This window comes from Campylobacter concisus, assembly GCF_050447445.1.
GTDB classification, from domain to species: domain Bacteria; phylum Campylobacterota; class Campylobacteria; order Campylobacterales; family Campylobacteraceae; genus Campylobacter_A; species Campylobacter_A concisus_BI.
On record NZ_JALMFW010000001.1, the window covers coordinates 1,441,214 to 1,467,478 of the forward strand.

General features: G+C 37.6%; 32 protein-coding genes. 3 read left to right on the forward strand and 29 right to left on the reverse strand.

The genetic code is table 11. From position 1 onward, the window contains the following. Positions 1-3: 3 nt before the first annotated feature. The 8 genes from MTT30_RS07445 to MTT30_RS07480 form a co-directional block, all read right to left on the reverse strand. A complete protein-coding gene (locus MTT30_RS07445; protein WP_103644287.1) occupies positions 4-903 on the reverse strand; it encodes a NapH/MauN family ferredoxin-type protein in 900 nt (299 codons plus the stop codon). Between the two features lie 2 nt (positions 904-905). Continuing rightward, entirely contained in the window at positions 906-1,367 is a 462-nt protein-coding gene (locus MTT30_RS07450; RefSeq protein WP_054197253.1) for a c-type cytochrome, read from the reverse strand. Then, positions 1,367-1,915 (reverse strand): c-type cytochrome, encoded by a 549-nt coding sequence (locus tag MTT30_RS07455; protein WP_103560094.1) that lies wholly within the window; start codon positions 1,913-1,915, stop codon positions 1,367-1,369. Before MTT30_RS07455 ends, MTT30_RS07450 begins: the two co-directional genes overlap by 1 nt. Next, the gene (locus tag MTT30_RS07460) at positions 1,912-2,589 is read right to left on the reverse strand and encodes a 4Fe-4S dicluster domain-containing protein (RefSeq protein ID WP_429801520.1); all 678 of its coding nucleotides are present in this window, start codon (positions 2,587-2,589) and stop codon (positions 1,912-1,914) included. The genes MTT30_RS07455 and MTT30_RS07460 overlap by 4 nt, the downstream gene beginning before the upstream one ends. Continuing rightward, positions 2,582-3,838: a nitrous oxide reductase family maturation protein NosD gene (locus MTT30_RS07465; protein WP_429801521.1), complete on the reverse strand. Its 1,257-nt coding sequence runs from the start codon at positions 3,836-3,838 to the stop codon at positions 2,582-2,584. The genes MTT30_RS07460 and MTT30_RS07465 overlap by 8 nt, the downstream gene beginning before the upstream one ends. Continuing rightward, a complete protein-coding gene (locus MTT30_RS07470) occupies positions 3,831-4,586 on the reverse strand; it encodes a cytochrome C (RefSeq protein ID WP_072595072.1) in 756 nt (251 codons plus the stop codon). The genes MTT30_RS07465 and MTT30_RS07470 overlap by 8 nt, the downstream gene beginning before the upstream one ends. Positions 4,587-4,669: 83 nt before the next feature. Then, positions 4,670-7,258, reverse strand: a complete 2,589-nt coding sequence (gene nosZ / locus MTT30_RS07475) for a Sec-dependent nitrous-oxide reductase (protein WP_429801522.1) — start codon at positions 7,256-7,258, stop codon at positions 4,670-4,672. A 12-nt stretch (positions 7,259-7,270) separates the two neighbouring features. Further along, positions 7,271-8,089: a hypothetical protein gene (locus MTT30_RS07480; protein WP_429801523.1), complete on the reverse strand. Its 819-nt coding sequence runs from the start codon at positions 8,087-8,089 to the stop codon at positions 7,271-7,273. 418 nt (positions 8,090-8,507) lie between these two features. On the opposite strand from MTT30_RS07480, the gene moaC reads away from it, so the two are divergent. Genes moaC through MTT30_RS07495 form a run of 3 tightly spaced genes read left to right on the forward strand, consistent with a single transcriptional unit; the run spans position 8,508 to position 10,474 of the window. Beyond that, positions 8,508-8,984, forward strand: coding sequence for a cyclic pyranopterin monophosphate synthase MoaC (gene moaC / locus MTT30_RS07485; protein ID WP_180382178.1), 477 nt, complete (start codon positions 8,508-8,510; stop codon positions 8,982-8,984). Continuing rightward, positions 8,959-9,225, forward strand: a complete 267-nt coding sequence (locus MTT30_RS07490; RefSeq protein WP_429801524.1) for an HP0495 family protein — start codon at positions 8,959-8,961, stop codon at positions 9,223-9,225. Before moaC ends, MTT30_RS07490 begins: the two co-directional genes overlap by 26 nt. 10 nt (positions 9,226-9,235) lie before the next feature. Continuing rightward, positions 9,236-10,474: a hypothetical protein gene (locus MTT30_RS07495; RefSeq protein ID WP_429801525.1), complete on the forward strand. Its 1,239-nt coding sequence runs from the start codon at positions 9,236-9,238 to the stop codon at positions 10,472-10,474. Positions 10,475-10,583: 109 nt separating this feature from the next. Here the strand turns inward: MTT30_RS07495 and MTT30_RS07500 are convergent, their stop codons facing one another. The 21 genes from MTT30_RS07500 to infA all read right to left on the reverse strand — a co-directional run bounded on the left by MTT30_RS07500 (position 10,584) and on the right by infA (position 26,238). Further along, positions 10,584-11,378 carry an undecaprenyl-diphosphate phosphatase gene (locus MTT30_RS07500; protein ID WP_429801526.1) on the reverse strand — a complete coding sequence of 265 codons (795 nt, stop codon included), beginning with the start codon at positions 11,376-11,378 and terminating at the stop codon, positions 10,584-10,586. A gap of 57 nt (positions 11,379-11,435) precedes the next feature. Then, positions 11,436-13,346: a transketolase gene (gene tkt, locus MTT30_RS07505; RefSeq protein ID WP_429801527.1), complete on the reverse strand. Its 1,911-nt coding sequence runs from the start codon at positions 13,344-13,346 to the stop codon at positions 11,436-11,438. Positions 13,347-13,480: 134 nt separating this feature from the next. Beyond that, positions 13,481-14,380, reverse strand: coding sequence for a polyprenyl synthetase family protein (locus MTT30_RS07510; RefSeq protein WP_429801528.1), 900 nt, complete (start codon positions 14,378-14,380; stop codon positions 13,481-13,483). Then, positions 14,377-15,486: a DUF7488 domain-containing protein gene (locus tag MTT30_RS07515; protein ID WP_429801529.1), complete on the reverse strand. Its 1,110-nt coding sequence runs from the start codon at positions 15,484-15,486 to the stop codon at positions 14,377-14,379. The genes MTT30_RS07510 and MTT30_RS07515 overlap by 4 nt, the downstream gene beginning before the upstream one ends. Beyond that, positions 15,483-15,797 (reverse strand): YbaB/EbfC family nucleoid-associated protein, encoded by a 315-nt coding sequence (locus MTT30_RS07520; RefSeq protein ID WP_107785678.1) that lies wholly within the window; start codon positions 15,795-15,797, stop codon positions 15,483-15,485. The genes MTT30_RS07515 and MTT30_RS07520 overlap by 4 nt, the downstream gene beginning before the upstream one ends. Positions 15,798-15,800: 3 nt before the next feature. Beyond that, on the reverse strand, positions 15,801-16,148 hold the full coding sequence (gene panD / locus MTT30_RS07525) for an aspartate 1-decarboxylase (RefSeq protein WP_002941539.1): 348 nt from the start codon (positions 16,146-16,148) through the stop codon (positions 15,801-15,803). Between the two features lie 2 nt (positions 16,149-16,150). Next, positions 16,151-17,434: a UDP-N-acetylmuramoyl-L-alanyl-D-glutamate--2,6-diaminopimelate ligase gene (locus MTT30_RS07530; RefSeq protein ID WP_429801530.1), complete on the reverse strand. Its 1,284-nt coding sequence runs from the start codon at positions 17,432-17,434 to the stop codon at positions 16,151-16,153. Further along, positions 17,412-17,966, reverse strand: a complete 555-nt coding sequence (locus tag MTT30_RS07535; RefSeq protein ID WP_021091130.1) for a hypothetical protein — start codon at positions 17,964-17,966, stop codon at positions 17,412-17,414. The genes MTT30_RS07530 and MTT30_RS07535 overlap by 23 nt, the downstream gene beginning before the upstream one ends. Continuing rightward, on the reverse strand, positions 17,953-18,228 hold the full coding sequence (locus tag MTT30_RS07540; RefSeq protein ID WP_021091089.1) for a NifU family protein: 276 nt from the start codon (positions 18,226-18,228) through the stop codon (positions 17,953-17,955). The genes MTT30_RS07535 and MTT30_RS07540 overlap by 14 nt, the downstream gene beginning before the upstream one ends. A gap of 208 nt (positions 18,229-18,436) precedes the next feature. Beyond that, complete coding sequence (locus tag MTT30_RS07545; RefSeq protein ID WP_429801531.1) at positions 18,437-19,354, reverse strand: NrtA/SsuA/CpmA family ABC transporter substrate-binding protein; 918 nt, start codon at positions 19,352-19,354, stop codon at positions 18,437-18,439. A gap of 77 nt (positions 19,355-19,431) precedes the next feature. Next, a complete protein-coding gene (locus MTT30_RS07550; protein WP_429801532.1) occupies positions 19,432-20,124 on the reverse strand; it encodes an ABC transporter ATP-binding protein in 693 nt (230 codons plus the stop codon). Further along, positions 20,121-20,870 (reverse strand): ABC transporter permease, encoded by a 750-nt coding sequence (locus MTT30_RS07555; RefSeq protein ID WP_429801533.1) that lies wholly within the window; start codon positions 20,868-20,870, stop codon positions 20,121-20,123. Before MTT30_RS07555 ends, MTT30_RS07550 begins: the two co-directional genes overlap by 4 nt. Next, entirely contained in the window at positions 20,867-21,475 is a 609-nt protein-coding gene (locus tag MTT30_RS07560) for a hypothetical protein (protein WP_429801534.1), read from the reverse strand. The genes MTT30_RS07555 and MTT30_RS07560 overlap by 4 nt, the downstream gene beginning before the upstream one ends. Before the next feature lie 123 nt (positions 21,476-21,598). After that, positions 21,599-22,603, reverse strand: coding sequence for a hypothetical protein (locus tag MTT30_RS07565; protein ID WP_429801535.1), 1,005 nt, complete (start codon positions 22,601-22,603; stop codon positions 21,599-21,601). Between the two features lie 275 nt (positions 22,604-22,878). Beyond that, complete coding sequence (gene rplQ / locus MTT30_RS07570; RefSeq protein ID WP_002941584.1) at positions 22,879-23,235, reverse strand: 50S ribosomal protein L17; 357 nt, start codon at positions 23,233-23,235, stop codon at positions 22,879-22,881. Between the two features lie 11 nt (positions 23,236-23,246). Then, on the reverse strand, positions 23,247-24,263 hold the full coding sequence (locus MTT30_RS07575) for a DNA-directed RNA polymerase subunit alpha (RefSeq protein ID WP_087578016.1): 1,017 nt from the start codon (positions 24,261-24,263) through the stop codon (positions 23,247-23,249). 14 nt (positions 24,264-24,277) lie between these two features. Then, complete coding sequence (rpsD, locus tag MTT30_RS07580; RefSeq protein ID WP_148799576.1) at positions 24,278-24,904, reverse strand: 30S ribosomal protein S4; 627 nt, start codon at positions 24,902-24,904, stop codon at positions 24,278-24,280. Positions 24,905-24,929: 25 nt separating this feature from the next. Beyond that, on the reverse strand, positions 24,930-25,322 hold the full coding sequence (rpsK, locus tag MTT30_RS07585; RefSeq protein ID WP_021091081.1) for a 30S ribosomal protein S11: 393 nt from the start codon (positions 25,320-25,322) through the stop codon (positions 24,930-24,932). Positions 25,323-25,344: 22 nt separating this feature from the next. Next, the gene (rpsM, locus tag MTT30_RS07590) at positions 25,345-25,713 is read right to left on the reverse strand and encodes a 30S ribosomal protein S13 (protein ID WP_002941610.1); all 369 of its coding nucleotides are present in this window, start codon (positions 25,711-25,713) and stop codon (positions 25,345-25,347) included. Positions 25,714-25,716: 3 nt separating this feature from the next. Beyond that, positions 25,717-25,830: a 50S ribosomal protein L36 gene (gene rpmJ, locus MTT30_RS07595; RefSeq protein WP_002941545.1), complete on the reverse strand. Its 114-nt coding sequence runs from the start codon at positions 25,828-25,830 to the stop codon at positions 25,717-25,719. Between the two features lie 189 nt (positions 25,831-26,019). Beyond that, entirely contained in the window at positions 26,020-26,238 is a 219-nt protein-coding gene (gene infA, locus MTT30_RS07600; RefSeq protein WP_002848031.1) for a translation initiation factor IF-1, read from the reverse strand. Between the last annotated feature and the right edge of the window lie 27 nt (positions 26,239-26,265).

Here is a 26,265-nt window from a genome sequence, read left to right on the forward strand (position 1 = left end):
TCCTTATATGAGTTTTTTAAAGCCGTTGTCAAATTTCAGTGCATCTTGATGACACACATCAATACACCTACCACAAAGCGTACAATCAGCACCAGCTATCCTAAAGATATTTTTGCTCTCGTCAAGCTTTGCTCCCTTTTTTGTCATAAAAAGTACGTGAGGCACTAGACAAACATCGGTGCAAACTAAGCAGTGATCGCACTTCTCTTTATCCCAGCTAACTTTTATGGCATTTGGTTTAGCTAGCACTGAGTAAGTAGCTCCAATAGGACAGACATATCTGCACCAAGCTCTACGTGAGAAGAAAATTTCAACCATAAGCATGGCCACAACGAACCAAATAGCATGAAAATAGCCATAGATAATAAATCTTGAAAAAATCCCAACAACATTAAAAATTTCAAATGTAAGACTTGCACTAGCAAAGCTAAGGGTTAAAAATAAAATAGTAAAAACATATCGCCACTTTGTGTCAAAAACTCGTGGTTTTACTATCTTTTTGGCGCGTAAATTTTCATGGATCTTCTCAGCTATTTCGCTTATTAATGAATATGGACAGATCCAAGAGCAAAAGCCTCTACCGCCAAAAATGATATAAAATGCCAAGATACTAAGTGAGCCAATTATTAAATTTACATGGATTTCATGCGTCGCCAAAAATACTTGCAGGCTCATAAAAGCATCTGCCAAGTGAAAACCAAATATCCTTGAGGCACTGATGTCGCCTTCTAAAATTTGTATATCAACTCTATATGAAAGCACAAATAAAAGATGAACTAGAATAATGCTAAATATGCGCCAAAATCGTATACTAGGACGCTTTTTGCCATCTTTTGTAGTTGTGATTAACGTGCTTAGAAAGCTTACATTTCTAATCGTCGCACGAGTGTTATATTTGTCCATTTTTACTTTTTAAATTTAGAAATTTCATCTGCAAGGCTTTCAAGCTCGCTATCACTAACATTTGTAAGTAGCCCCTTCATAAGTGAGTTTTGTACCTTACCAGCTTTATAATCAGCTAGTTTTTTAAGTAATTCATCCTTACTTAGGTGTGTTATATCAGGAGCTACGACGCCTTTTGCATTTGCACCATGACACGGGGCACAAGTTGTTAGATACTGCTTACTAACGCCTTCATTGTGCACTTTAGCCACACTTAGACTTAGCTCTTTTACCTTTTTTAGCTCATCTTCGCTGGCAAATTCTTCGCTAGACTTTAGCTGCTCTTTTGTAAAATTTTGCTCTACTTTTGGCTGAGCATTAGTTGTTACCTTTTCCTTTTTAGGCGGAGTCTGGCTTAACATAAACACCATGATACCGCAAATTGCTACTGCTAAAATAATGGTTATAATCTTTCCTACTTTCATTATTTGCTCCTAAATTGTGTATTAAAATCACTGATTTCTTTAGCTAAATTTCTGATTTCACTATCATCCATTTTTTTAACAAGATCTCGCATCAAGACATTGACTTTTTCTTTATTTTTATAAGCATTTATCATTGTATAAATTTCATTTTCGCTTTTTGTTAAAAGTGATGGCCCGATGATGCCATTTGCATAATCATCATGACAAGCTGAGCACTTTGTGATGAAATTCTTGCTAAGCCTACCCTTTATGAGTCTTAAATTTATAGTTTGAAGAGGGGTTCTTACCATTGCTAAAGCACCGATTTGACGGCTTACGTTATTATCTTCAAGTCCAAATTTTACGCTCTTTTCGCCGTGCATATCATATTTTATGAAGTCATTTTGTTTATTTGTACTTTGATTATTTTCTTTTTTTTCAACCTTTATGCTAGCACTCGTGGCTACATTTATTGGTTGCTCACTGGCTGCTTTTTGCGCTTTGTCATCACTCTTTTCACAGCCGACAAATAGCAAAGCGGTAGCTACTAAAGACATTATTAATCTCATTCTTTCTCCTTATAAATTTCATCATAACTCATTTTTGGGGCTATATTTATAATTTTTACAGGGCAAACCTCAGCACACACCCCACACCCAACGCAGCCATGCTTTATGAGTGGTAAATTTGCTTCACTCATTACTATTGCACTATCGCCAACTGGGCAAATGCTGACACAAAGGTCACAAATTTGACCGATTTTGCCTTTTATCTTATCTTTTTCTGCCTCTTCCCTATCGTTATAAATTTTGCGAACAAGCAAATCTTCAACGCTATCTTCGCTTAGTTTTTCTCTTTTTAGGCACATACAGGCATTTGTATTACTCAAGACAGCAACACCCATTTTCACATCATCAACAACTTTTGTAGCATGATCTAACGCACCACTTGGACAGGCGAGTACACATGGGAAAAGATCACATAAATAGCAACCTCTCTTTTTAGGATCGATGTATGCTGTACCATTTGAATATCCATCTTTTATATCAAGCAAACTTATACTGTGATAAGGGCATACCTGCACACACTGACCGCATTTGACACAAAGATCATCGAAGTCATCAACCGCGCCTGGTGGTCTAAGATAGAGTTTATCACCGCTACTTTTTGGCAAAATTTTACCTATGCCATATCCTGCGGCAGCTGCGACTGAGCCTAAAATTATAAATTTTCTTCTATCCACGTTTTGCCCTTAACGCGTTAAAATTTGAAGCATCAAGTGGTTTTATCCTTGGCGTGCTGTCTTCAAGTAGCTTTACTGGCTCAGAAAATGGCGCGAGTTTGGCTAAAAAATTTAAGATACTAAAGACACTTGAGCCATAGAAAAACTGCAAATTCGGATAATACTGCCAAAGCTGATCGGCATACGATAGGTGCATAAACGGCGTATCGCCATAGCCATCTTTATCTCTATCAAAGCTCTCATACTCATCATAATAATTTTTACTCCACCGATTTAATGCCATTTTATCACCTGGAGTGTCGTTCGCAACGATATCCATATTGCCTATAAAATCATTATTTTCAAATATGCTTGTCCCCTGAGTAGCGTGAAAATATACGCCAACTACGTTGTGTAAAATTTTATTGCCTAAGAAATTTATCGTTGAGCCTGGCTGAAAAGGCGAGTTATCAAGCAAAATTCCTCTCGCATTATAGATAAGCGTATTGTTTTCGATAGTAAAATTTGAAACATCTTTTAGACCGATACCGATACCAAAAGCGCCGTCACTATCCATAACAAGATTATTTTTTATATTTGAGCCAGCTGAATACATAAAAAACATACCGACTGCATTGCCGATAAAATCATTGTTTTCGACTAAATTTTGATTCGCATACATAAAGTGAAGCGAGTATCTACCGCGGATCGCTTTATTTTTTAAAAATTTATTGTGACTCGCATACCATGCAACCATATCGCGGCTATCATAAATATAATTACCCTCGATTAAATTTTCATGGCTATACCAAAGTCTAACCGCATCACCTCTAAAGCCAAGACTGGCCCCCTTTTTAGAAGTGATGTTATTTTCAGTGATCTTTGAGCTACTGCACTCTTTAAAATCAATCCCAAAAAGCACATCACTCAAGTCATTTTGCGTAATCAAGACATTATTTGCTTTATCACAGCCAATGCCAGCATCTAGCTCACCAAGGTCATTTCCGCTACCGCTTATCTTTAAATTTCTAAGCGTAACATTTGAGGCAATAATCTTTACAACTGTGCCTTTACCATTTCCTTTTATGTGAGCGTTTTTGCCCTCACCAACGATACTAAGCGGCTTATTTATAGTTATGCTTCCTTCATAGATGCCGTCTCCTAGCTTTATAACGTCGCCAGGGCTAGCGTTATTTATTGCATCTTGAAGGATATTTGCAGAGCTAAAAATAGGCAAGAAAGCAAGGGCAAAAATAAAAATTTTACGCATTTAGCTCTTTTTTCTTTGAAAATACTGCAAGTATGCAAAATACACTCATGGCGATCATAACCCAAAATCCGATACTTGGATAAGAGTGTGTTGTAAATTGTGCAACGCTACCATCGCCTAAAACTGTTGGCATAAATGGTTTAATCTTAAATGCACCCCACTCTTGCATATTGTGTCCATACCAGTAAAGCCATCCTGCAAATGCGCTCATAAATAGCACAGGGGCGATAATCGTTGGAACCATAAGAAGTGAATTAAATTTACCGTTGTAATACAAAAATGCAAGCATACAAAGCGTTGAAATAAGCAAATAATAAGGCGCTATCGCTCGCTCTAAATTTCCGCCATGCTCCATAGGATACATACCGATGTAGTGATTTATCGTATTCATCTCATGCACGTCACCACTATATCCATCTACGTGAAAATATACAGGAATTCCATCAGGAAAGGCTGATTTTGGATAATTTGGAGCTTCAAGAGAGACGTACCAGATAGGAAAAGATGGTGTGCCTATCTCTGCTTTTTGCTCGATCATCTTATGAAGATCGCTTGCTACATCTTTTGATAAAAGGTGATTTTTATACTGAAATGAGCTATAAAGATTATAGATACCGTAAGTATAAGATGGTAGTTCATCTCCATCAGCTATACGCTCTTTTGCTCCGTGCCAACCAAGAACAGGCAAAGTAAAACAAACAGTCATTAAGACAAGTGCAACAATGGTATAAATTTTATATTTACTCATGATCTCTCCTTTAAATTTTAAAATTTAATCTGCTAAAAATAAAATTTTAAAATTTAAAAAGGGGCAAAATGCCCCTTTAAAAACTACATACCAGCGTTTTCATCTACCCATTTTAGGTATTCGATGATATTTTTGATCTCTTCATCGCTCATATGCTGATTTGGCATTCTAAGGTTAAAGTAATCAATCATTGATTTAATGTAGTCATCACTATAGAACTTAGCAGGATCTTTGATAAATTCTGCTACCCATTTTTCGCCGTTTTCATGTCTTAGCAAAACGCCTGTTAGGTCTGGACCTGAGCTTACTTGACCGATAACGTGGCAGCCATTACATCCGCCTTTTAGATAAGCCTCTTCACCTTTTGCAGCAGCTGGACTCATAGGAGTTGCGATCTCTTTAGCTAGGTTATTTTTAGCTCTTAAGCCAACGTCAGCTGTTTTAACCATGTATTGCCATACTTGGTACTCCCAAAGGATAGCGCCGTTTACGTCGCCTTTTTTGTAAGCTTCGTCAGCTTTAGCTTTTACCTCTTTGATGTGACCGTATTGATCAAGTGCGTCATCAACCAAGGCTTTTACTTTTGGATATTTCTCATAATGTTTCTCTTTTAGGTATTTAACAACCTCTTGGATAACATCATCAGTTGCCTTATTAGTTGCGATTACTTTGTCGTATTCAGCTTTTAAAGCTTCTGGGCTTAGAGTTTTTAGCTTGTTATTTTTTGCAGATTCATATTTTTTATTTGGATCTTTAACAAGTAAATAGCCCATCATCTCTAGGTGAAGTGCTGAGCAAAACTCGGTGCAGTAGTATGGGAAGACACCTTCCATATCAGCTACGAAATTTACTGAAGCAGTTTTGCCAGGCTCTAGTGAAGCGTGAATGTTGTAAAGGTCGATGCCAAAGCCGTGAGTCTCATCTTGAGCGCGCTCTAGGTTTGTTAGGTGAATTGTTACGTTATCACCTTTATTTACCTCGATGTGCTCTGGGTTGATGTGGCTTCTGATCATCGTTGCATAGACGGTTACATTTTTGCCGTTTCTCTCAACTCTTTCTTGACCAGCTAGAGTTGCATATGGGCTAGCCTCGCCTGTTCTTGAGTTTGTACCCATATTGTAAGTAAGCGCTGGAGCTAGTTTGCTAGCAGCTATTGACACAACATCGTGTGGCTCACCAAGTGGTATTGGCATATCATAGATTAGATCCATTTTTGCACCAGTGATGTCTATTAGCTGGTGATTTTGTGGATGAAGTGGGCCAACTGGGCTAAAGCGATCGATTGAAAGTTTATCAAGAGCGATTGCATATTTGCCAACTGGTTTTGCTGATTTGCCTTCCATTGTATCAAGGTGGCCGATATTGTAGTGAACATTTATCTTATCAAGCACTTTTAAATTTTTATAGTCCCATTTTACGATTTGACTATCAACGTAAAGTGAAGTATAAAGTACGCCATCTTGTGAGTCAAATGATGTATGCAGTGGTCCAAGTCCAAGTTCTACTTGTCCGTGCATTGACTTTTCTCTATCTAATATAGGAATTCCGTATGGGTCAGTGCCAGCATACTCTTTTTTATCGATTAGCTCTTTTATCTTTCTAAAGTCATAAACTGATGTGTGAGTATCAAGCTTACCACCAATAATGATGTATCTACCATCTGGGCTTACATCACAACCGTGTGGGCTCTTTGACTCTGGGATCAAAAATAACGCACCAGCTTTTACGGCAGCGTCTATTGTAACTACCTTGTGTCCATTTATAACTTTGTAGTTTTTCTTGTCTTGAACAAGTTTTTCTAAAATTTTCCAGTTATAAACGTGTAAGAAGTCAGTGTCATTTCTACTTGCACCTGCTTCAAATGGAGGAAGACCTTTTTCGATACCGCCAGTATACATCTCAGTATTTATTGAGTTTGTAAAGCCCCAGCCGTAGCTCTCGCCTTTACCAGCATCACTTAGATCTTGCCAGTATGGTGGAAGCTCAAGAGAAAATGATTCTTTCTCATCGATCTTACCTTTTGGATAGTCAAATTTCCAAAATGTTACAGCGCCTCTATAGACTGCTTCATAGTCGTCTATTGAGTGATAGTTGTTATCAAGCGGAGCTGCATATTGGCTAGCTTCGATAACATACTCGCTATTTGGAGTGATGAAGCTACCGCCGTGCTCACTCTTCATGATAGGGTTTACAACGATTTGAGTTGTCTCAAAGTCATGCAAATTTATAACTGCGATTCTTGGGTTAGCTTTATCGTTGATAAATAGATAATCACCAACATACTCGCCATTTTTCTCAGTGAAATTTGGGTGGTGTGTATCGCCCCATGTTATCTCTTTGCCCCTGATGTTGCCTTGTTTCAAAACAGCTTTTGACTCATTGTCATAGCCATATCCTTGCCAAGGCTCTGGTGTGAAAACGCCGATGTATTTATAAATTCTCATCGACGGAACGCCATAAACTAGCACTTGACCGCTTTGCCCGCCAGATGAAAAGACGATGAAATCATCTTTTTTACCGCTAGGCTGATAAGTTTTAGCAGCTGCAAGGACATCTTTTTCGCTTAGCCCACGCTCTTTCATGACTTTTTCAAGGTCACTACTAGCAGCACAAGCAGTAGTTAAAGATAGCCCAAGCAACGCAGCACTTGCGACACAAAATAACTTTTGCATTTACTCTCCTTTTTAAAATGAATTTATCTCTAAACTCTTTATCTCATTGTCTAAATTTACGCCATTTAAGACGCCTTTATCTATAAAAATTCTTTTTATCTCATTGCCAAAAAGAGCCTTTTGCCCTTTTAGTTTAAGATCTTTGTCAAATTTATAGACTACTCCATCCCCATCACCTATAAAAATTTCATCCTCCATACACGCAAGAGCTGAAATTTTAGATTTTAAAACTTGCTTTTTAATTCCACTTTTAAAATCTAAAATTTCTCCATCTCTAAAGCCAAGCAAAATATCATTCTCTTTAAATTTACAGGCACTAAGCGGAGCAAAACCGACACGCTTTTTCTCTTTTAAATTAAGCTCTTTATCAAGCAAAAATGCTTTTCCATTAAAGCTCGTAAAAAATAGTTCATCATCAATTGGCAAAAGGCTCGAAATTTTATAAACATCTTTATAATTTTTAGTTAAAAGTTTATTTAGATTTTTATCAAAAACGCCTATGCTTACTTCATTAGCCATATCGCAAGCTACGTAAATTTTATTTTTAATTGCCATAATTTGCGAAATTTTACAGCCAATATTTGGCATAGCAAATAAGAAATTTTTCTCATTTGTTACCTCAATAATCTCATTGTTTAAATTTGCAATATAAAAGGATTCTCCATCATTTCCGCACTCTTGATTTTTATAAATCGTATCTTTTAGATCCAAATTTTTAATCTGTCCATCTTTTATAAAGACGATGCTTTGGTTGCTTTCATTAATAAAGCAGCCTAATTGCTGGGCAAAAGCTGTTATCAAAAACAAACTTATACAAAGCAGAAATCTCATAATCCAAGGCACTTTCATCATAAATTTATTAAGCAAAAAAACTATACATACTTAACTCTTAAAAGCAAATTAGCGATTAATTTATTTTTTTAAGCTTTTAAAGAAAAATATCAATAATTTTTTTTAAATTTTATTATTTACATTATATAGACATTATGATTTAATCAATACTAATATGGCTTTAATAAAATTTATTATCTATTGAATCGCTTATTTTTAGTACTAATTTGCATAAAAATTTAGATTTAAATTATTTCTTAAGAAAATTATTTAAATTAAATAATTATATTAAGTAATGAGAATTTTTCTCAGCATTTAAGTAAAAAGTTAAATTTTATACATTTGATATATTTTTAGCTTAAAGCCATTGGTAATTTAAATTTGTTTAAATAGGCTATAATCCGCCAAAAAAGGAGAGATAATGCTAACGCATTTAGATGAGAAAGACCGCCCAAAAATGGTCGATGTAAGCCCAAAAGATCCTACAAAAAGAGTAGCAACTGCTAGCGGGATCATCAAAATGAGCAAAGAGGCCTTTAGAGCGATAAAAGAAAATACTGGCAAGAAAGGCCCAGTCATCCAAACAGCCGTTGTCGCTGCGATCATGGGTGCTAAAAAGACAAGCGAGCTAATCCCGATGTGTCATCCACTAGCTATTTTAGGTGTGGATTGTGATATCGAAGAGCTACCTGAAATTTGTGCTTTTAAGCTTTATGTGAGTGTAAAAATAGAGGGTAAAACAGGCGTTGAGATGGAAGCATTAACTGGCGTTAGCGTGGGGCTTTTGACCATTTATGATATGGTAAAAGCTATAGATAAAAGCATGGAAATAAGTAATATCGTGTTAGAGAGTAAAACAGGAGGAAAAAGTGGCGAGTATATGCGATCTAAATAACAAAAAAGCAAAAATTGATTACCCAACGCATTGGGAATATAAAATAATATTTGATGCAGATGTCAATGTAGAAGAAAAGGTAAAAGAGATATTAAAAGATAGAGAATTTAAGCTAGTCTTTTCAAAATTTAGCAAAGATAAAAAGTACGCAAGCTATGACTTAGCTGTACTAGTTTTGAGCGAAGAAGAGAGGCTAGAGATATTTTCAGCACTAAAACACGAAGCAAAATACGTTTTATAAGGTAAAAGATATGGACAATTTAGAACAAAATTTACATGATTATAAAAACAGTGATGGCTTATTAATAAGCATAAAAGCTCTTTGCAATAACTTTTTTCAAGATGCTGCAAACAAAGATATAAATGCTTTGCCAGAAATTTTAAAGGCTAAAATGAATGATCTTTATAACAAGATGAACAAAGAAGATCTCATAAATGCAAAAAATCTAAAAAGTGCCATGGAGGGGATAAATCAAGCCATTGTCGGTGCTGAGGAAAAGGCACTTTACGAGCTACTTGATAAAAAAGATGAGCTAAATCGTGCAATAGAAGCAAAACGTGAAGAGATAAAAAATAGGCTCAAAATTTCATTTGAAGCAGCCGAAGAAGTCGTAAAAGATAGAAATTTTAGTGAAAAAGAGGAAATTTTAGAGCTTTTAAATAATGCGATCATTAGAGAAACAAGGCTTCTTGGTATCTTAAAAGAAAGTGCTCAAATCGCATTTTTAACAACTCTTGAAGGTGCAAAAGATGTCGAGGAAACAGCTGGTGCGATAGCTAAAAATATGACCTATGTTGCGATAATTGGAGGAGAGTTTAGCAAAGAGCGGATACTTGAAATTTCAAAAAACATCATCATAGCAGCAGCAAATTTGGCAGACGAGGGTCATATCTTTGCAAAAGAGTTGATAAGTGGAGCGATAAGTGGCACAAGAGATGGTATTTTAAGAGCCATAGAAAAGCTCAAAGATGAGGCGAAATTTGCTCCAGATGAGCTTAGGCTAAACTCACAACTACTAAATTTAAAAAATATTGATGAAGAATTTATAGCCTTGCTTAGGGAACTTGAAAAAGAATTTGAAGGTGTAGCAAGAAATGAGATCGAAAATGTGATAAATAGCGAACTAGATACAAACCTAGCAAAATTTAAACGCATTAGCGATCAAGCAAGAGAGCAGATTATTTCAAGGATAGAAGAGCTAAAGTCAAACGGCATGGCAAAGCTTATGAGTGGGGCAAATAATAAATTTGAAGCCCTAAAGCAAGAGCTAAATGACAAGAGTAAAAAGCTAAAACTAAATTTTGATACAAACGATAAAATCGAAGAGATCAAACAAGAGATCGCTAATCTTGAGAAAAAAGCCAATGAAAAATTTGAAGACATTAAGCAAATAGACATCAAATCAGAAGCTAAGAAATTTGGAGATAGGGCTTACCAAGCTGCAAAAGATCTGTTAAATGTTATTAAAAAAGATAAAAAAGAGGATTAAATTATCAAGCTTATCTTGAAATTTTTCTTGAAAGATACTCACGCTAAATATTCTTGCCAAGTGTGAAAAATTTCTCCACACTTGGCTTTTACTTTTTAAAACTTTAAAATCATAAAAATAGATAAAGCAAAAATGCTCCCAAGATCAAGCGATAGATGACAAAAGGCAACATTCTAATCCTTGAGATGATACCCATAAATAGCTTAACGCAAAGATAAGCACTAACAGCACTTATGATGACGCCAAGGGCGATGTCGCTCCATGGCAAAGCGTTTGGATCTTTGATTAGCTTGATGCTCTCAAGTCCGCCGGCTAGGATGATGACTGGGATCGACATCAAAAATGAGAAATTCGCACTTCCCTTGTGGCTAAAACCTAAAAATAAGGCTGCTGTCATCGTTATACCTGATCTTGAGACGCCAGGGATGAGCGCCACAGCTTGAGCAAGGCCGATAATAAGAGCAAATTTTATCGTCATTTCATATTCGCTTTTATTTGTCGAGCGAAGATCTGCAAAGTAAAGTGCTATGCCAAAGACGATCGTAGTAATAGCGATCACAACGCCGCTTCTTGCGTATTCTTCGATAATATTGTTAAACAAAAGTCCAAAAATCCCAACTGGAATGGTAGCAAAGCCGACGCACCAGACAAGCAAGCTATCGCCCACCATCTTTCTTTGTATGATCGAGGCAAAAAAGTCACGAAGTAGCTTAAAAATCGTATCTTTAAAATAAAAAAGTATCGCACTTAGCGTACCAACGTGCACTGCCACATCAAAGGCAAGCCCCTGATCTGGCCAGCCAAGTAGCTTTGGCACCAAGATAAGATGAGCCGAGCTAGATATCGGCAAAAATTCGCTTATGCCTTGCACCAAGGCCAAAACAATAACGTGAGAAATTTCCATAAAATGCCTTTTTTGATTTTAGATTGCAGTTGGGGATTTTACTCCCCAAGATTAAATTTATATAAGTTCGCTAGCAAAATTTGCAAGTTTTTGCGGAGTAAATCCAAAGTGATCAAATAGCTCGTTCGCCTTGCCACTAGCGCCAAAGCTATTCATGCCATAAACTGCGTCAGCAAATTTATACCACTCATAGCCGGTTGCAGCTTCAACTGCGATGATGGTTGTATTTTTATCTAAAATTTTAGCCACATACTCATCTGGCTGCTCGCAAAGTAGGTCAAAACAAGGTGCTGATACGATATTTGCGCCAATGCCTTGTTCGCCAAGAATTTCAGCTGCTTTTACACAGAGTGATACCTCGCTACCACTTGCCATAAATGTTATCTTCGCATCTTTTGACGAGCTTAAAAGATATGCGCCGTTGCTAACCTCGCCAAATTCACCTTTAGCAAGTGGATCAAGCCCTTGGCGGCTAAGCACAAATGCGCTTGGAGCGTTTAAATTTAGAGCCACTTTCCAGCTGGCTGCATTTTCGTTGCCATCAGCTGGGCGGAAAGTGTAGAAATTTGGCATCGATCTAAATGTGCTAAGCTGCTCGATCGGCTGATGTGTAGGACCATCTTCGCCAACACCGATGCTATCGTGTGTAAAGACAAAAAAGTGCTTGATGCCCATGAGTGCTGCTATCCTTGCACTTGGCTTTAGATAGTCGCTAAAGATGAAAAATGTTGCTGAAAATGGCAAGAAAAGGCCGTATCTAGCGATACCGTTATTGATGGCCGCCATAGCGTGTTCTCTGATGCCGTAGTGGATATTTTTGCCATTTGGAAAGTCGCCCATACCCTTTAGCTCAGTCTTATTTGAAGGAGCTAAGTCAGCACTACCACCGATAAAGCCAGGTAGTTTTTTAGCTATCTCATTTAAAATTACATGGTTTGTATCCCTTGTGGCTAGCTTTTTGTCGCTAAAGTCTGAAAATTCGAGCTTGTTAAAGTCTGGATTAAGAAGTGAGGTTAGTAAATTTTTGCCCTCGCTGCTTAATGCCTCAACCTTTTTGTTCCACATAGCCTCTTCCAAGTCGCCCTTTTCTACCGCGCCTCTAAATCTTAAAAGCACGTCCTCGTCGATAGCAAATTTCTTCTCAGGGTCAAAGCCAGCTGCAGCCTTTGCCTTTTTGATGATCTCTTCGCCAAGCGGTGCGCCGTGGCTGTGGTGGCTGCCCTCAAGCTCCATTGCGCCACGTGCTATGCGTGTGTTTGCAATTATGAGATATGGCGACTCTTTCTCGCTTGCTTGCTCAAGTGCAAATTCGATCTGATCATAGTCGTGTCCGTCGATACGTGCGACCTCCCAACCCTGCGCCTCAAACCTAGCTTTGACATCCTCGCTAAATGCTATCGCTGTATCGCCCTCGATCGTGATGTTGTTTGAGTCGTAGATGAGCACAAGGTTGTCTAGTCTTAAATTTCCGGCTACCGAACATGCCTCGTAGCTTATGCCCTCTTCTAAGTCGCCATCGCCGCAAAGGCAGTAAATTTTATGATCGATTATTTTATTATCTGGCTCGTTTAGCACGTTTGCAGCGTATTTTTCTGCCATAGCTAGGCCAACTGCATTTGCCACGCCCTGACCAAGTGGGCCAGTAGCCACCTCAACTCCTGGAGTGTGAATTTCTGGGTGTCCTGGAGTGTTTGAGCCAAGTTGGCGAAAATTTTTAAGCTCATCTAGGCTTAGATCGTAGCCGCTTAGATGTAAGAAGCTATAAACCAAGCTTGATGCGTGACCACCGCTAAAAACAAGCCTATCTCTGTTTAGCCATTTTGGATTTTTTGGATTGTGTTTTAAAAAGTTGCTTAAAACCACCATAATATCAGCTAGACCCATAGGTGCACCTGGGTGTCCGCTGTTAGCGTTTTGCACCATGTCAGCGCACAAAAATCTTATAGTATCGGCTTGTTTTTTTAGCATATGATCTCCTTTTATTGCGCCAGATTATACAAAAAAGTGATTAAAACTTGCCTTGCATTTTTGTCAAAAATGTCTAAAAAGTGATATAAATTTTCTAAATTTTTAGTAGTAAAAAAGCTAGAAATTTCTAGCTTTTATCTAAGGTGCTTATCCGTAAGCTCCAAGATCATCTTTGCTATGCCAGCGTCTATCTGATTTAACGTCTCTTCTATCTCGCATATTAGCTCATCTTTTTTCTTTTTAGCGCCCTCTAAACCAAGTAAATTTGTAAATGAGTTTTTCTCTAGGTCGTTATGCACGGGCTTTCCAGCGGCTGCCTCGTTGCTTGTAAGATCGATGATGTCGTCTTGTATCTGAAAAGCAAGCCCAAGCTTTAGTCCGATATCATAAATTTTATCGCACTCAGTCTCGTTTAAATTTACTATCACAGCACCCATTTTTAGGCTAGCAGCGATGAGCTTTGCGGTTTTGTGGATATGTAAAAATACTAGCTCATCAAGGCTTAGCATCTTGCCAGAGAGGCCAAATTTAGCCTTTACTCTTTTGATGTCCTCTTTGTCTGTATTTTCAAAAAAACAATCCAGCGCCTGACCTAGCACCATGCCGCTAACGCCAGCATTTTGGCTTAAAATTTCCACGCATTTTATACGTGTTTCAGCACTCAGATCAGCGCGTGAAATTTCATAAAAAGCATGCGTATTTAGTGCATCCCCTGCAAGTATAGCAGTAGTCTCGTCATATGTGACGTGAAGCGTTGGTGTGCCGCGCCTAAGGCTTGCGTTATCCATCGAAGGTAAATCATCATGAATGAGCGAATAAGTGTGCATCATCTCAAGCCCCAAAGCCACTCTCATGGCCTTTTGCGTGAGGCTTTTATCGACGTTTTCCACCACACCAAGAAGCAAAAGCGCCCTAAAGTGCTTGCCTCCAGCCTTTAGCATAACGCCAAGCGCCTCCTCGTAGTAAGGGTGAAAGCTAGGCACCTTTGGCAAATTTTCGTTTAAAAATTTTAAAAAGTCCTCCAGTAGGCTCATTTTGGCACTCTTGCAAAAAACTGAAAGTCATTTCTAGTAAATAGAAGCGTAAAATTTTTTAATTCACCAAGCTTCTCTAAAAGCTCTTCACGACTACTCACGCTTTGTTTATCAAAACCCAAAATTTTATCGCCGGTTTTGATGCCAAAAATTTCTGCATTCGACTTTGGCTCGACCTTGGTAACGACTAAATTTTTATCCACCGTGATACCATAATCAACCAAAATCTTATCATCAAGCATTGTTTGTGGCTCTTTTGGCATGATGTTGAAATTTGGTATATCAAGACTTGAAGGGGCATCTACATCAAGACTTTGGTTAAATTTTACCTCCCCGCTTACTGGCACTTGAAAGAGCATTTCTTGCTTATCGCGCTTCACAATGATGTCAAGCTTTGCGCCCTTTGGAGCAAAAAGCACCATCTCATTTAGCTCTCTTAAGCTCTTTGGCTTGATGCCATTTATCGTAACAAGCTCATCATCAACCATCATCATCTTGCCACGGCCCAAAGGGTCAACAAGCCCTACAAAAAATTTATTCTCTTTTTGTAAAAATTTCACGCCGATATCACCGTAATAGACGTCATCATAAGATACAAAGTGCTTTAGATAGCGATTTGGTATAAATTTATCAGCTCCAATAGCTATGCCTATCATTTTGCAACAAGGTGTGTTTATCTCGCCAGTCGCGTTATACTCGAAACTTAGCGTGTCAAAGTCGCCTAAATTTTGCCCTAAAGACTTGATGTGACCCATGACAGTGTTGTTTGCGTCATTTAAGATGCCAACCCAAGTGCTCTTTTTGATGCGCTCCTCGTTGGTCTCATCAGCCATTACGACAGGGCTTAGCTCCTTGCTAGAGCGGACCAAAAAGAGCTGCAAATATGGGTCAAATTTGACATATTCGCCAAGTGGAGCTCCCTCGCTTTTTGGCACTGCGATTAAATTTTTAGTGATAGCCACACCAAAGTGTTTATTTACCGAGACGATTGAGTTTTTGTTCTTTTCAAAGCAGGCGTTAAAGTCCTCTTGTGTAGGCCTAGGATCGGCGTTTAAGAAAAGAGATGATAGCAAAAAAGCAAGGACAAATTTATAATTTAGTCTCATTTTATCCCCATCGAAGCAAGGCCACCAAGCATCCTTGATGCAGTATTTTTCTTATCGGCCTCGACTGACTTTAGCACGTCATTTACGGCGCTTATTAGTAAAATTTGCATACTCTCTTTATCTTCAAGCAAGCTATCATCTATGCTGATATCAAGTATCTCGCCACTGCCGTTTGCCCTCACACTCACTAGTCCGCCGCCGCTTTTTGCCCCAAATTCTTTATTTTTGCTCTCTTCTTCTATCTGCTTGGCCTGCTTTTGCACATCCTCAAGCATCTGCCCCATCTTTGAAAAGTCAAATCCCTCAAACATCGCCTACTCCTTTATGATCTCGTTTTTGTTATTTACATGCACGATGGTTGGCTTAAATTTCTTAGCCTTTTTAAATTTCATACTAGCATACGCCACGATGATGACAACGTCGCCAACGCAGACCTTTCTAGCGGCCGCGCCGTTTAGGCAAATTTCGCCTTTTTTGCCCTTTATCACGTAGGTGGCAAATCTCTCACCATTATTTACGTCTAAAATTTCAACCTTTTGATTTTCTATCAAATTTGCAGCTTTTATAAGCTCCTCGCCGATGCTGATCGAGCCAACATAGTTTAAATTTGCGTCTGTTACGACGGCTCTGTGGATCTTACTAGCTAAAATTTCTATATTCATTTCTACCTCTTTAAAAGCTCTTTTACTACTTCTTTGTCGCTAAATGGGTGCTTGACGCCCTTTATCTCTTGATATGGCTCGTCGCCTTTGCCAAGTATGATAAGCGCCCAGCCGTGTTCTAGCTTACTAATGGCTAGAGCGATCGCCTCTTTGCGGTTGGCGTTTCGTATCAAATTTTCATTTTGGCTCATGCCAGCGCAAATTTCATCGATTATGCTCTCTGGCTCTTCGCTTCTTGGATTGTCGCTTGTGATGATACAAATTCTTGCGTATTTTTGGGCTATCGCTCCCATTTTTGGGCGCTTCGTCCTGTCTCTATCGCCGCCTGCACCAAAGACTGCGATCAAATTTAGATGTCTAAGCGAGTTTAGCACCTTCTCGATACCATCTGGCGTATGAGCAAAGTCCACGATGACTAGCGGATCGGTGCTAACGACCTCCATCCTGCCGCTCACACCTTTAAATTTACTTATCGCCTTTGAAAGTGCGGCTGCGTCTGGACGCTCTAGCAAGCAAACAGCTCCAAGTGCGGCAAGTAGGTTGTAGAGATTAAACTCACCTTGTAAACTTGAGTCTATCTCCACATCGCCATTTGGCGTCTTGATAACTGCGTCTATGCCGCCCTTTAGCCCATAAACCACTGGTGCAAAGCTAGCTGGTTTTTTAAGCGAATACGTATAAGCGTTTTTTGGGTTAAATTTAATGCCATTATCATCAGCATTTATAAGCTTCATGCAATCATCATAAAAAAAGCTTGACTTTACCCTAGCGTACTCCTCCATGCTCTTGTGGTAGTCGAGGTGGTCTTGAGTCAAATTTGTAAAAATTTTTAGAGCAAATTTCAAGCTCTCTATGCGCTTTTGAGCGATCGCATGCGAGCTAACCTCCATCACAAAGTACTCGCAGCCCTGCTCGCTAGCTGCTTTGAGGTATGAGAGCGTCTTTAAAATAGCACTCGTCGTAAGCGCCTTATCGTCTATCTGCTTACCCTCTATAAATGCCCCTCTTGTGCCACTTAGGCCGCATTTTTTGCCTAAATTTCGCAAAATTTCATAGATAGCAGCAGCCGTTGTGGTCTTGCCATTTGTACCTGTGATGCCAACTATCTTTAAGCTTTCGTCTATTTTTAAAAGCTTTTTACACTCTTCAAGGCTGATTATCTTTGCACCATTTTTTACCGCCGCCTCTGCAAATTTTGTATTTGCAGCAGTTTGCACGAAAAATGAGCCATTTTCGCACTCGTTTGAGTCATCTGTTATGAAGCTATTTTCTACTGATATTTTCATCGTTTTGTCTTTTTTGTATCTCTTTAAAAAGCTGATCTATGCGCTCATCACCGCCAAACATCACTGCCGCACTCTCAAGATAGTTTATACTCATTTCGATGAAGTCATTTTTTATCAAATTTCCCAAAAATTCTAAAAAATCATCTTTATTTGAGATCATTACCTTGGTTGAGAACATGATATTTTCAAAGACCTTTTTGAAGCTCCCGTCCTTATAAACAGCCTTTTTAAAGTCCTCATAGCTGATCGCGTCTTGCTCTTCAAAATACTCATCGCTAGCTAATCTTGATTCTAAAATTTTTAAAATTTCATCCATTCCTTCATCATCTTCGCCAGCTCTTAGTTTATCCATAAAATAGTCAAATAAAAGTTTTGCTTCCTCTGCATTTTTCTCGCCAAGGGAGCAAATTTGTATCAAAAATAGTAAATTTTTATCCTGTGTCTTTTCGTAAGCTAGAGAGAAGTAAAAGATCGCTTCTTTAAATTTTGAGCGTTTAAAGTGTTTAATGCCTATTTTTTTATAATCTATCAATGTCAAATTCCTCGCCAATCGGGATATTTACGACCTCAAGCTCTGGGTGAATATCCATACGAAGTTGTCTTTCGAGTCCATATTTTAGTGTAGTTGTGCTAGCTGCACATCCATGACAATGCCCTGTAAGTCTTACATAAATTTTGCCGTTTTTTATGCCAAGTAGCTCCATGCCACCGCCATCATTTTCAAGCATCGGTAATACCTTTTGCAAACTCGCACTGACTGGTTTTAAAAGTTCTTCATCGCTAAATGGGATCATATCTTTTCCTATTAAATTTTTGGGCTATTATAGCAAAATAAAAATGCAAAAAATAATGGCTATATTTTTGCTTAGTGCTAATTTTGCTTTATAATTTAAACCTTTTTGACACGCCTAGTCAGTTTTGATTATTAAATATTTGAGCTAAAATTTAGTAAATTTTTGATTATAAGTTTTAGGATAAAAGGGCAAATTTCGCCCTTTTTGTTTAATCTATTAGAAGTGATTTTATATCTACTTTTTGCTCGATCATCTTGCTCTCAAGCATAAATTCTTGCGTAGCTTCAAGTGCTTTTATATCTTCAGCCGTGATCTTTGGACTAAAGTCATACTGCGGATACATACTCTTTACCGCCTCTATGCTAAGCCCGGTCTCTTCAGCTGTAAATTTTAATGCCTCTTCCTCATTTGCTTTCATAAAAGCTAAAATTTCATCTTGAGCCTTTTTAAATTTTTCAACTAGATCTTTATGCTTTTTGTAAAATTCTCCGCTTGTGGCAGTGACGATGACTGGAGTGATGACTCCCTTGCCTGTTGTTACGACACTAAGTCCTGATTTTTTAGCATTATAAGCAGCTGGTCCAGCAAGAAGTGCTGCATCAACGCTACCATTTCCAAGTGCAGCTTGTGCAGCTGGGATGCCCATAGAAACGAATTCTACGTCATTTATGCTTAGACCGCCAAGAGCAAGATACCTAACCAAAAGCTCATTTAATATCGTACCTTTTGGGCCTGCTATTTTTTTACCTTTTAAGTCTTTAGCGGTTTTTATGCCTTTATCTTTAGCAAATATCGCAAAAGCTTCAGGTGCTCTTGAATATGCACTTATGATCTTTATGTCAGCTTTATTTGCCACGGCAAGTATGACTGAAGTTCCACCCACGCAGTTTAAAAACTGAAGTGAGTTTGAAGCAAGCGCTTGCGTTTGTTTCGCACCTGAGGTGATCTCGGAGTACTCGACTGGCATGCCAAAAGATTTAGCATAAAAGCCTTTAAATTTATCGACGATTGAGGGAACGTTTAGCGGCGATTTGACGTAGGTCATGCCGATCTTATCTAGCTCACTTGCGTTTGCTACTAGGCAAAGCAAAGAGGCTGCACACAAAATCTTAAAAAACTTTCTCATATTTGCTCCTTTAAAAATTTTTCCAAATTATATAACTTTTTGCTTCGTTTTGGTTTTAATTATCATTTTACAAAATACTAAATTTCGCTCAAAATTTTGCGTTTTACGGCTATTAGCTCCTCACTTAACAGATCTCTTGGCCTTGCTAAATTTGATAGGTCGTAGTTTGATTTTATCCCGCCCTTTTCAAGCAAGATGATCTCGTCTGCTAAATATAGGGCTTCATCGACATTATGAGTGACAAAAATGATGGTTTTGCCGGCTTGGAGCTTTAAAATTTCAGCCTGCATGCTGGCTCTCGTAAAAGCATCAAGTGCTGCAAATGGCTCATCCATAAGGATCAAATTTGCCTCGTACGCAAGCACTCTTGCAAGCGAAACGCGCGAACTCATGCCGCCAGATAGCTGCGAAACAGCGGCGAATTTAAAGTCGCTAAGCCCTATCATCGATATGAGCCTGTCTATCTTTGCCTCGTCTATCTCGCACTTTTTAAGTGGAAAGACTATATTTTCATAGACATTTAAAAAAGGCATAAGCCTAGGCTCTTGAAATACAAAACCGATCTTTGCTTGCTCTCTAAATTTTATCTCGCCTAGACTTACGCCCTCAAGTCCAGCAATAAGCCTTAAAAGAGTCGTTTTACCACAACCACTTCTACCAAGTATGACGGTGATCTTATCTTTTTTTATGCTTAAATTTAGCTCTTTTAAAACGTCGATACGCTTATCATGGATAAAAAAATGCTTTGATAAATTTAAAATTTCTATCATTTTTCACTTCGCAAAAGGCTAAATTTAGATATCAGAAATAAAAATATCCTATCTATGAGTACGCCGCAAATTCCAATCGTAAATATGCCAACAAATATCCTATCCGCGCGCGAAAGCTCCTCAGCATCAAGTATAAGATAGCCTAGTCCACTAGAAGCTGCGATCATCTCCGCTCCCACAATCGCTCGCATAGCGTAGCCAAAACCTATGCGCATACCTACAAAAATATCCTTTATGGCATTTTTTAAGATGATTTTGTAAAAAATTTCAAATTTGCTAAAACAAAAAATTTTACCAACTTCAATAAGCTTCACATCGCAGCTAGTTAGCCCTTTTTGGATACTTAAAAACATTGGAAAAAACGATGCTAAGATGATAATAATAATTTTTGGTGTTTCGTTTATACCAAACCAAAGCACCAAAATAGTAATAAGGCTAAGTGGTGGAACATTTCTAAAAAACTCTAGTATCCACTCGTAATAAATACTAGCTTTTGGAAATAGCGCCGCCACTCCGCCAAAAGCAAATGCCAAAATAAAAGCCAAAATATAACCAATAAATATACGCTTAAAGCTAATTATCACATGCGTTATTAGCTCACCACTTAAGCTCATATCAAGCATCGTTTTAAGTGTCGTAATAGGACTTGGCAAGATATAGGGCGTGAAAATTTCTAGCTCGCAAACAACCTGCCAGAGGGCAAAGATCGCTAGGATCAAAATGCTCTTTTTAAAAATTTCTATCACAGCCCATCTCCATTGTGACAGCCATTTTCACAGTATAAAAGCTCGATGATCTGATAGTTTTTAAGCTCGCTAAATTTATATGAAAATGCGTTTTGTATCTTTTCTTTGCTGCATAAGCTTAGTGTTTTTATACCTAAATTTTCAAAAAATCCAGGAGGAATCGGGCTTGATTCTATTTTGTTTATTTGTAAATTTATGTCGTTTAGCTCTTTAAAATTTTTCCATGTTAAAAATGTAGTTCGCTCTAATTTTAAAGAATCTCCAAGCTCAGCCAAGTCATCACAAGGCGTTGTTATATAAAGCCACTCATCTTCTTTTAGTTTCGAGCTAAGTTCAATGGCGCTTTCAATTAAAATGGGATTTAAGTTTGAAATATTGTTTGAAAAATCTTTGAAATTCGATCTTATAAAATTTACAGCTCTTGGACAGCGACTGTCTAAAACCATGCCTTTAGAACATAAATTTTTATATGAATTTTTGGCATCACAAACGTGATCTTTTTCGCACTCTACTATGTCAAAGCCCTTATTTTGCAAAAGCTCTTTTAACGCAGAGAAGTCATACATATTTTTTACAACGGGATTTAGCCAAAGTAGCTTTCTCAAGAGTTCTCCATAATTTTAATAATAGAAATCAAGATTCTATCATTTAAAAATTTAAACCAAGTAAAAAGAGCCTCTTATGACTAAAATCACAAAAGAGGGGTCGTACAAAAAACTAAACTTAGCCTATACTTTTATGTCTAATTTCTGTTTTTGCTCCACTTTTTCCATTAGCTTTAGTATATCAACTCCGTTTTTCTCAAGCTGCATTAGTTCCTTAAGATAGGCAAATTTCTCATCTTTGTTGATGTCGTAAGTAGCCAGTTTCTCACTTCGTCCGATCACTGAAGCATAGACTTTGTTGCCATCGAGTTTGTCCGTATTTTGCACATTATAAAGCGAGAGCACGCCCTCTACCACCTCTTTAAAATCCGCCCCACTCTTCATGCCAGCTTTCATGAGCGTAAGAAATCTCTGTCTGCTCTCTTCGTCAGTGAAATTTATATTTTGTAGCGTCTGATACTCGATTGGTGGCTTATTAGTGCTAGTTAGCATGGAGATAGCCTTTTTGCCTATCGTAATGCTCTCCACACCGACTCTTTCGCCAAGATACTGCCTAAGTGCATAATCAATCCACTTATCTTTAAACTCATCTATGCTTAGGTCCTTATCAAGTATCTCAAACCCTTCCACGTGACTCTTGTGACCAAGTCCAAGAAGTGTGTTGCCATCAAGTTTTGATGTGTACTCTTTTGCAAAGAGATCGACATCTGTTGGATAATATCCTATGATCTCTTCGTGAGCTCTGCCAAAGCCAAGTGCTTTGGTCTCGTTGATAAAATTTTTGAGATCATTTATCTCATCTTGGCTGACTTGTTTGTCGTATCCCATGAGCTTGCCCCAGATGCTTATCTTGCCATTAGCAGCTATGCCCGAGAGTGAGAAATTGCTAGCAAATGTTAGATTCTCGCTATTTTTTTGAAATTTTATCGTATTTGTTTCATTTAAATTTATTGGCCCACCTATAGTATCGGTATGACTTTTTCGTTCATCAACTAAACTGCTAGATAAATCATTTAAAGAATTTTTGTCTATATTGGATTTAGTATTTTTAGTATCAAACTCTTGTGCTCTACTACTTTGCGAGCCAACATAAAAATTTGTGCCAACTCCATTTACACTACCTATCATCTCAAATCCTTTGAAATTTATTAGACGTCTGAAACAAATATCGTCTTTATAAAATAAAATTTTAGCATAGAGCTCAAAGGTAAAAATTTAAAATGCATGATTTTAGATTAGAAAATTTACAACTTTTAACTATGAAATTTTATGGTTTTTGGTTAATAATTTTGGTAGATAATTAAAGAAATTTATAGTTTGAGAAAGCTTTTAGAAGAAGGATTTATTTTAAAAGTGGAGGTTTTATATAAAAAATAAAAAAGAGAGCCGAAGCTCTCTAATAATTATTCAGCTACTAGCTCTATATAAGCCATCTCTGCCGCATCGCCTCTGCGAACACGAGTCTTGATGATTCTTGTATAGCCGCCATTGCGCTCTTTAAATTTTGGAGCTACTTCAGTAACTAATTTATTTGTTGTTTCTTTATCTTGCAAAGAAGCAAATACTGCTCTGTGAGCGTTAGAGTCACCTTTTCTAGCTCTTGTGATTAGCTTTTCAACATAGCTTCTAAGCTCTTTTGCTTTTGGTAAAGTCGTCTCTATCTTTTCGCTTTTGATGATAGCTATCGCCAAATTTTTAAGCAATGCAGATCTATGAGATGACGTTCTACCAAGTTTGCGATATCCGTGTTTATGTCTCATCTATTGTCCTTTTATTCTTTTACACTCATTTGTGCTTTAAGCTCGGTTATTTTCTTTCTTAGTTGCTCTTTGCCATCTTTTAACACATCGGCACCAACTGGATAGCCTATCTCTTCCATAACCGCTTTAATCTCTTCAAGAGATTTTTTACCTAAATTTTTAAGCTCTTTAAGCTCATTTTCGTCCATTAATGCAAGCTCGCCGATAAATCTAATATCAGCTTTGTCAAGGCAGTTGAAACTTCTAGCGCTTAAATTTAGATCTTCTACACTAGAAAGTAACTTTGAAAACTCACCGCCTGCACTTGAGCTAGCAACTGGAGTACTGACATCAATATCTAAAATTCCTTTAAATACTGACATTTGCTGATACATAGCTTCTAAACAATTTTTAAAAGCCTCTATTGGGCTAACTTGACCATCAGTTGTTATAGTAAATACGATCTTTTCATAGTCTGGATCATCCTCAACCAAGACATTTTGTATATCGTAAACTGCTTTTTTAACAGGTGTAAAAAAAGCATCAAGTGCGATATAGTCGTCTTCGATCTCTTCTCTGATCTCTTCACTAGGAACATATCCGATACCTTTTTGAATGATAACTGAAAAATTTAACTCAGCATCTTCGTTTATTGTAGCAAGGTATGCGTCTGGGTTAACGATCTCAACTAGATCATTATTTAGATCAGCCCCAGTTATCTCTTTTGGTCCTTTAAAGCTATACTCTATAACTTCGCGCTCACTGGTGCTTTTTAATTTAAATCTGATCTTTTTCAAATTTATAATAAAAAAAGCTACGTCCTCTAGCATACCTCGCATACTATCAAATTCATGACTAACGCCTTTTATCTTTACACCGATAGGAGCAAAACCTACTGTGCTTGTGTAAAGAAGACGACGCAATGGGTGAGCCAAGGTAACAGCATAACCCGCCTCAAAAGGATATGCTGTAATGTTAGCAACATTTTCACTAACACTTTTAACTTCAATTTCAGTTGGCATATAAGCTGATGTAGTAATCTTTCTCATCTTTATACCCTCTATTATTTTGAATAAAGCTCTACTATAAATCTTTCCTCAATAGGAATGATAACCTCTTCTCTTTCTGGATTTCTGGTGAAAATTCCAAATTTTTTCTCTTTTTCAACATCTACCCAAGCAACAATACCGGTTTGTGCTGTAAGATCTATTGCGCGAACAATTTGTGGGTTATTCTTAGATTTTTCAACAATCTCTACTTTTGCACCTGGCTCAACTCTGTAAGATGGTATATCTACTCTTTTGCCATTTACTAAAATATGTCCATGGGTTACTAGCTGACGAGCAAAACGACGAGTTGTTGCAAAGCCCATTCTATAAACAACATTATCTAATCTTTGCTCTAGTAGTTGGACTAAAAGAGCACCAGTATTGCCTTCGCGGCGTGCTGCTTCTTGAAATAATCTTCTAAATTGTTTCTCAGAAACACCATACATAAATTTAGCTTTCTGCTTCTCGCGAAGTTGTAAGCCATATTCACTTATTTTTGCTCTTCTTTGTCCATGTTGCCCTGGCGCATAAGGTCTTTTTTCAAAAGCACTTTTACCAGCAAGTCTTCTTTCGCCTTTTAACGCAAGAGACACACCAAGACGTCTTTCTAATTTTTCAACAGGTCCTGTATATCTAGCCATAATAATTTCTCCTATTTTTCTCTAATTATACGCGGCGGCGTTTTGGCGGTCTACAACCATTGTGTGGTAAAGGTGTAATGTCTTTAAAGAAAGATACTTTAATTCCTTCAACAGTTCCTACACTTTTAACAGCCGTTTCACGTCCGCTACCTGGACCTTGAACCTTAATGCCAACTTCTTTTATGCCATGCTCTTTCGCCTTATTTAGAGCATCTTCAACTGCCTGTTGAGCTGCATAAGGGGTTGATTTTTTACTACCTTTAAAGCCTAAGCCACCTGCACTACTCCATGCAATAGCATTTCCCATTTCATCAGTTACAGTTACCATAGTGTTGTTAAATGTTGCACTGATATAAACGATACCTTTGGCTATGCTTTTTCTAACTACTTTTTTCTTAACAATTTTTCTTTTCGCCATTTATTATCCTTTAACCCTTGCCTTACTTAGTAGCTGCACCGACAGTTTTACGTCTGCCTTTTCTGGTTCTAGCATTAGTTTTAGTCTTTTGACCACGAACAGGAAGACCTTTTCTGTGGCGAAGACCTCTATAACTTCCAAGATCCATAAGAGCTTTGATATCCATAGCAACTTGTTTTCTCAAATCACCCTCAACGATATGATGCTCTTGAATTTCTTTACGGATAGCTGCCGCTTCATCTTCACTAAGCTCATAGACTCTCTTATCATAAGAAATTCCAGCTGCATCAAGAATTTGACGAGATTTATAAAGACCTATACCATAGATATAAGTCAAACCATACTCTATTCTCTTTTTGTTTGGTAAATCTACACCTGCAATACGTGCCATGCCTTATCCTTGTCTTTGTTTATGTTTTGGATTTTCGCAGATAACACGAATTATGCCACTACGTTTGACAATTTTACATTTGTCACACATCTTCTTTACAGAAGGACGAACTTTCATTTTAGTCTCCTAAAAATTTATTCCACTTTTTTAGGGGCTGCATCAGGTCTAAAGAAAGAATTTAGACCAACTATTTTCAAAATAAGTGGGGAACTTTGAAAATAATTCTTCATACAGCTTTTCGCAAAGTTTGGATTTTATCTAAAACCAGCTTTAAATTTACTTAGCATATTTGCCAAGAGGCTAAATTTACTTATATCTATAAGTGATCCTGCCCTTATCTAGGCTATATGGCGTAAGTTCTACTTTTACGCGGTCGCCAGGCATTATCTTTATATAATGCATTCTCATCTTTCCGGCGATATGACATAAAATTATATGTTTGTTATCAAGCTCAACTTTAAAAGTTGCATTTGGCAGTGCTTCAACAACATTTCCATCAATCTCAATGACATCGTCTTTTGCCACAAATTCTCCTTTCTCTAAATTTTTACT

Excerpts from the sequence above, each read along its gene's own strand:
- rplQ (WP_002941584.1), bottom strand. The coding sequence starts at position 23,235 with ATGAGACATAAACACGGATATCGCAAACTTGGTAGAACGTCATCTCAT.
- panD (WP_002941539.1), bottom strand. The coding sequence starts at position 16,148 with ATGAATATAGAAATTTTAGCTAGTAAGATCCACAGAGCCGTCGTAACA.
- MTT30_RS07530 (WP_429801530.1), bottom strand. The coding sequence starts at position 17,434 with ATGAAAATATCAGTAGAAAATAGCTTCATAACAGATGACTCAAACGAG.
- MTT30_RS07445 (WP_103644287.1), bottom strand. The coding sequence starts at position 903 with ATGGACAAATATAACACTCGTGCGACGATTAGAAATGTAAGCTTTCTA.
- nosZ (WP_429801522.1), bottom strand. The coding sequence starts at position 7,258 with ATGCAAAAGTTATTTTGTGTCGCAAGTGCTGCGTTGCTTGGGCTATCT.
- MTT30_RS07575 (WP_087578016.1), bottom strand. The coding sequence starts at position 24,263 with ATGAGAAAGATTACTACATCAGCTTATATGCCAACTGAAATTGAAGTT.
- MTT30_RS07495 (WP_429801525.1), top strand. The coding sequence starts at position 9,236 with ATGGACAATTTAGAACAAAATTTACATGATTATAAAAACAGTGATGGC.
- MTT30_RS07550 (WP_429801532.1), bottom strand. The coding sequence starts at position 20,124 with ATGATAGAAATTTTAAATTTATCAAAGCATTTTTTTATCCATGATAAG.
- MTT30_RS07465 (WP_429801521.1), bottom strand. The coding sequence starts at position 3,838 with ATGCGTAAAATTTTTATTTTTGCCCTTGCTTTCTTGCCTATTTTTAGC.
- tkt (WP_429801527.1), bottom strand. The coding sequence starts at position 13,346 with ATGCTAAAAAAACAAGCCGATACTATAAGATTTTTGTGCGCTGACATG.
- MTT30_RS07470 (WP_072595072.1), bottom strand. The coding sequence starts at position 4,586 with ATGAGTAAATATAAAATTTATACCATTGTTGCACTTGTCTTAATGACT.
- MTT30_RS07450 (WP_054197253.1), bottom strand. The coding sequence starts at position 1,367 with ATGAAAGTAGGAAAGATTATAACCATTATTTTAGCAGTAGCAATTTGC.
- MTT30_RS07515 (WP_429801529.1), bottom strand. The coding sequence starts at position 15,486 with ATGAGACTAAATTATAAATTTGTCCTTGCTTTTTTGCTATCATCTCTT.
- MTT30_RS07540 (WP_021091089.1), bottom strand. The coding sequence starts at position 18,228 with ATGATCCCATTTAGCGATGAAGAACTTTTAAAACCAGTCAGTGCGAGT.
- MTT30_RS07480 (WP_429801523.1), bottom strand. The coding sequence starts at position 8,089 with ATGAGATTTCTGCTTTGTATAAGTTTGTTTTTGATAACAGCTTTTGCC.
- rpsD (WP_148799576.1), bottom strand. The coding sequence starts at position 24,904 with ATGGCTAGATATACAGGACCTGTTGAAAAATTAGAAAGACGTCTTGGT.
- MTT30_RS07565 (WP_429801535.1), bottom strand. The coding sequence starts at position 22,603 with ATGATAGGTAGTGTAAATGGAGTTGGCACAAATTTTTATGTTGGCTCG.
- rpsK (WP_021091081.1), bottom strand. The coding sequence starts at position 25,322 with ATGGCGAAAAGAAAAATTGTTAAGAAAAAAGTAGTTAGAAAAAGCATA.
- MTT30_RS07500 (WP_429801526.1), bottom strand. The coding sequence starts at position 11,378 with ATGGAAATTTCTCACGTTATTGTTTTGGCCTTGGTGCAAGGCATAAGC.
- MTT30_RS07545 (WP_429801531.1), bottom strand. The coding sequence starts at position 19,354 with ATGAGAAAGTTTTTTAAGATTTTGTGTGCAGCCTCTTTGCTTTGCCTA.
- rpsM (WP_002941610.1), bottom strand. The coding sequence starts at position 25,713 with ATGGCACGTATTGCAGGTGTAGATTTACCAAACAAAAAGAGAATAGAG.
- MTT30_RS07510 (WP_429801528.1), bottom strand. The coding sequence starts at position 14,380 with ATGAGCCTACTGGAGGACTTTTTAAAATTTTTAAACGAAAATTTGCCA.
- rpmJ (WP_002941545.1), bottom strand. The coding sequence starts at position 25,830 with ATGAAAGTTCGTCCTTCTGTAAAGAAGATGTGTGACAAATGTAAAATT.
- MTT30_RS07520 (WP_107785678.1), bottom strand. The coding sequence starts at position 15,797 with ATGTTTGAGGGATTTGACTTTTCAAAGATGGGGCAGATGCTTGAGGAT.
- MTT30_RS07455 (WP_103560094.1), bottom strand. The coding sequence starts at position 1,915 with ATGAGATTAATAATGTCTTTAGTAGCTACCGCTTTGCTATTTGTCGGC.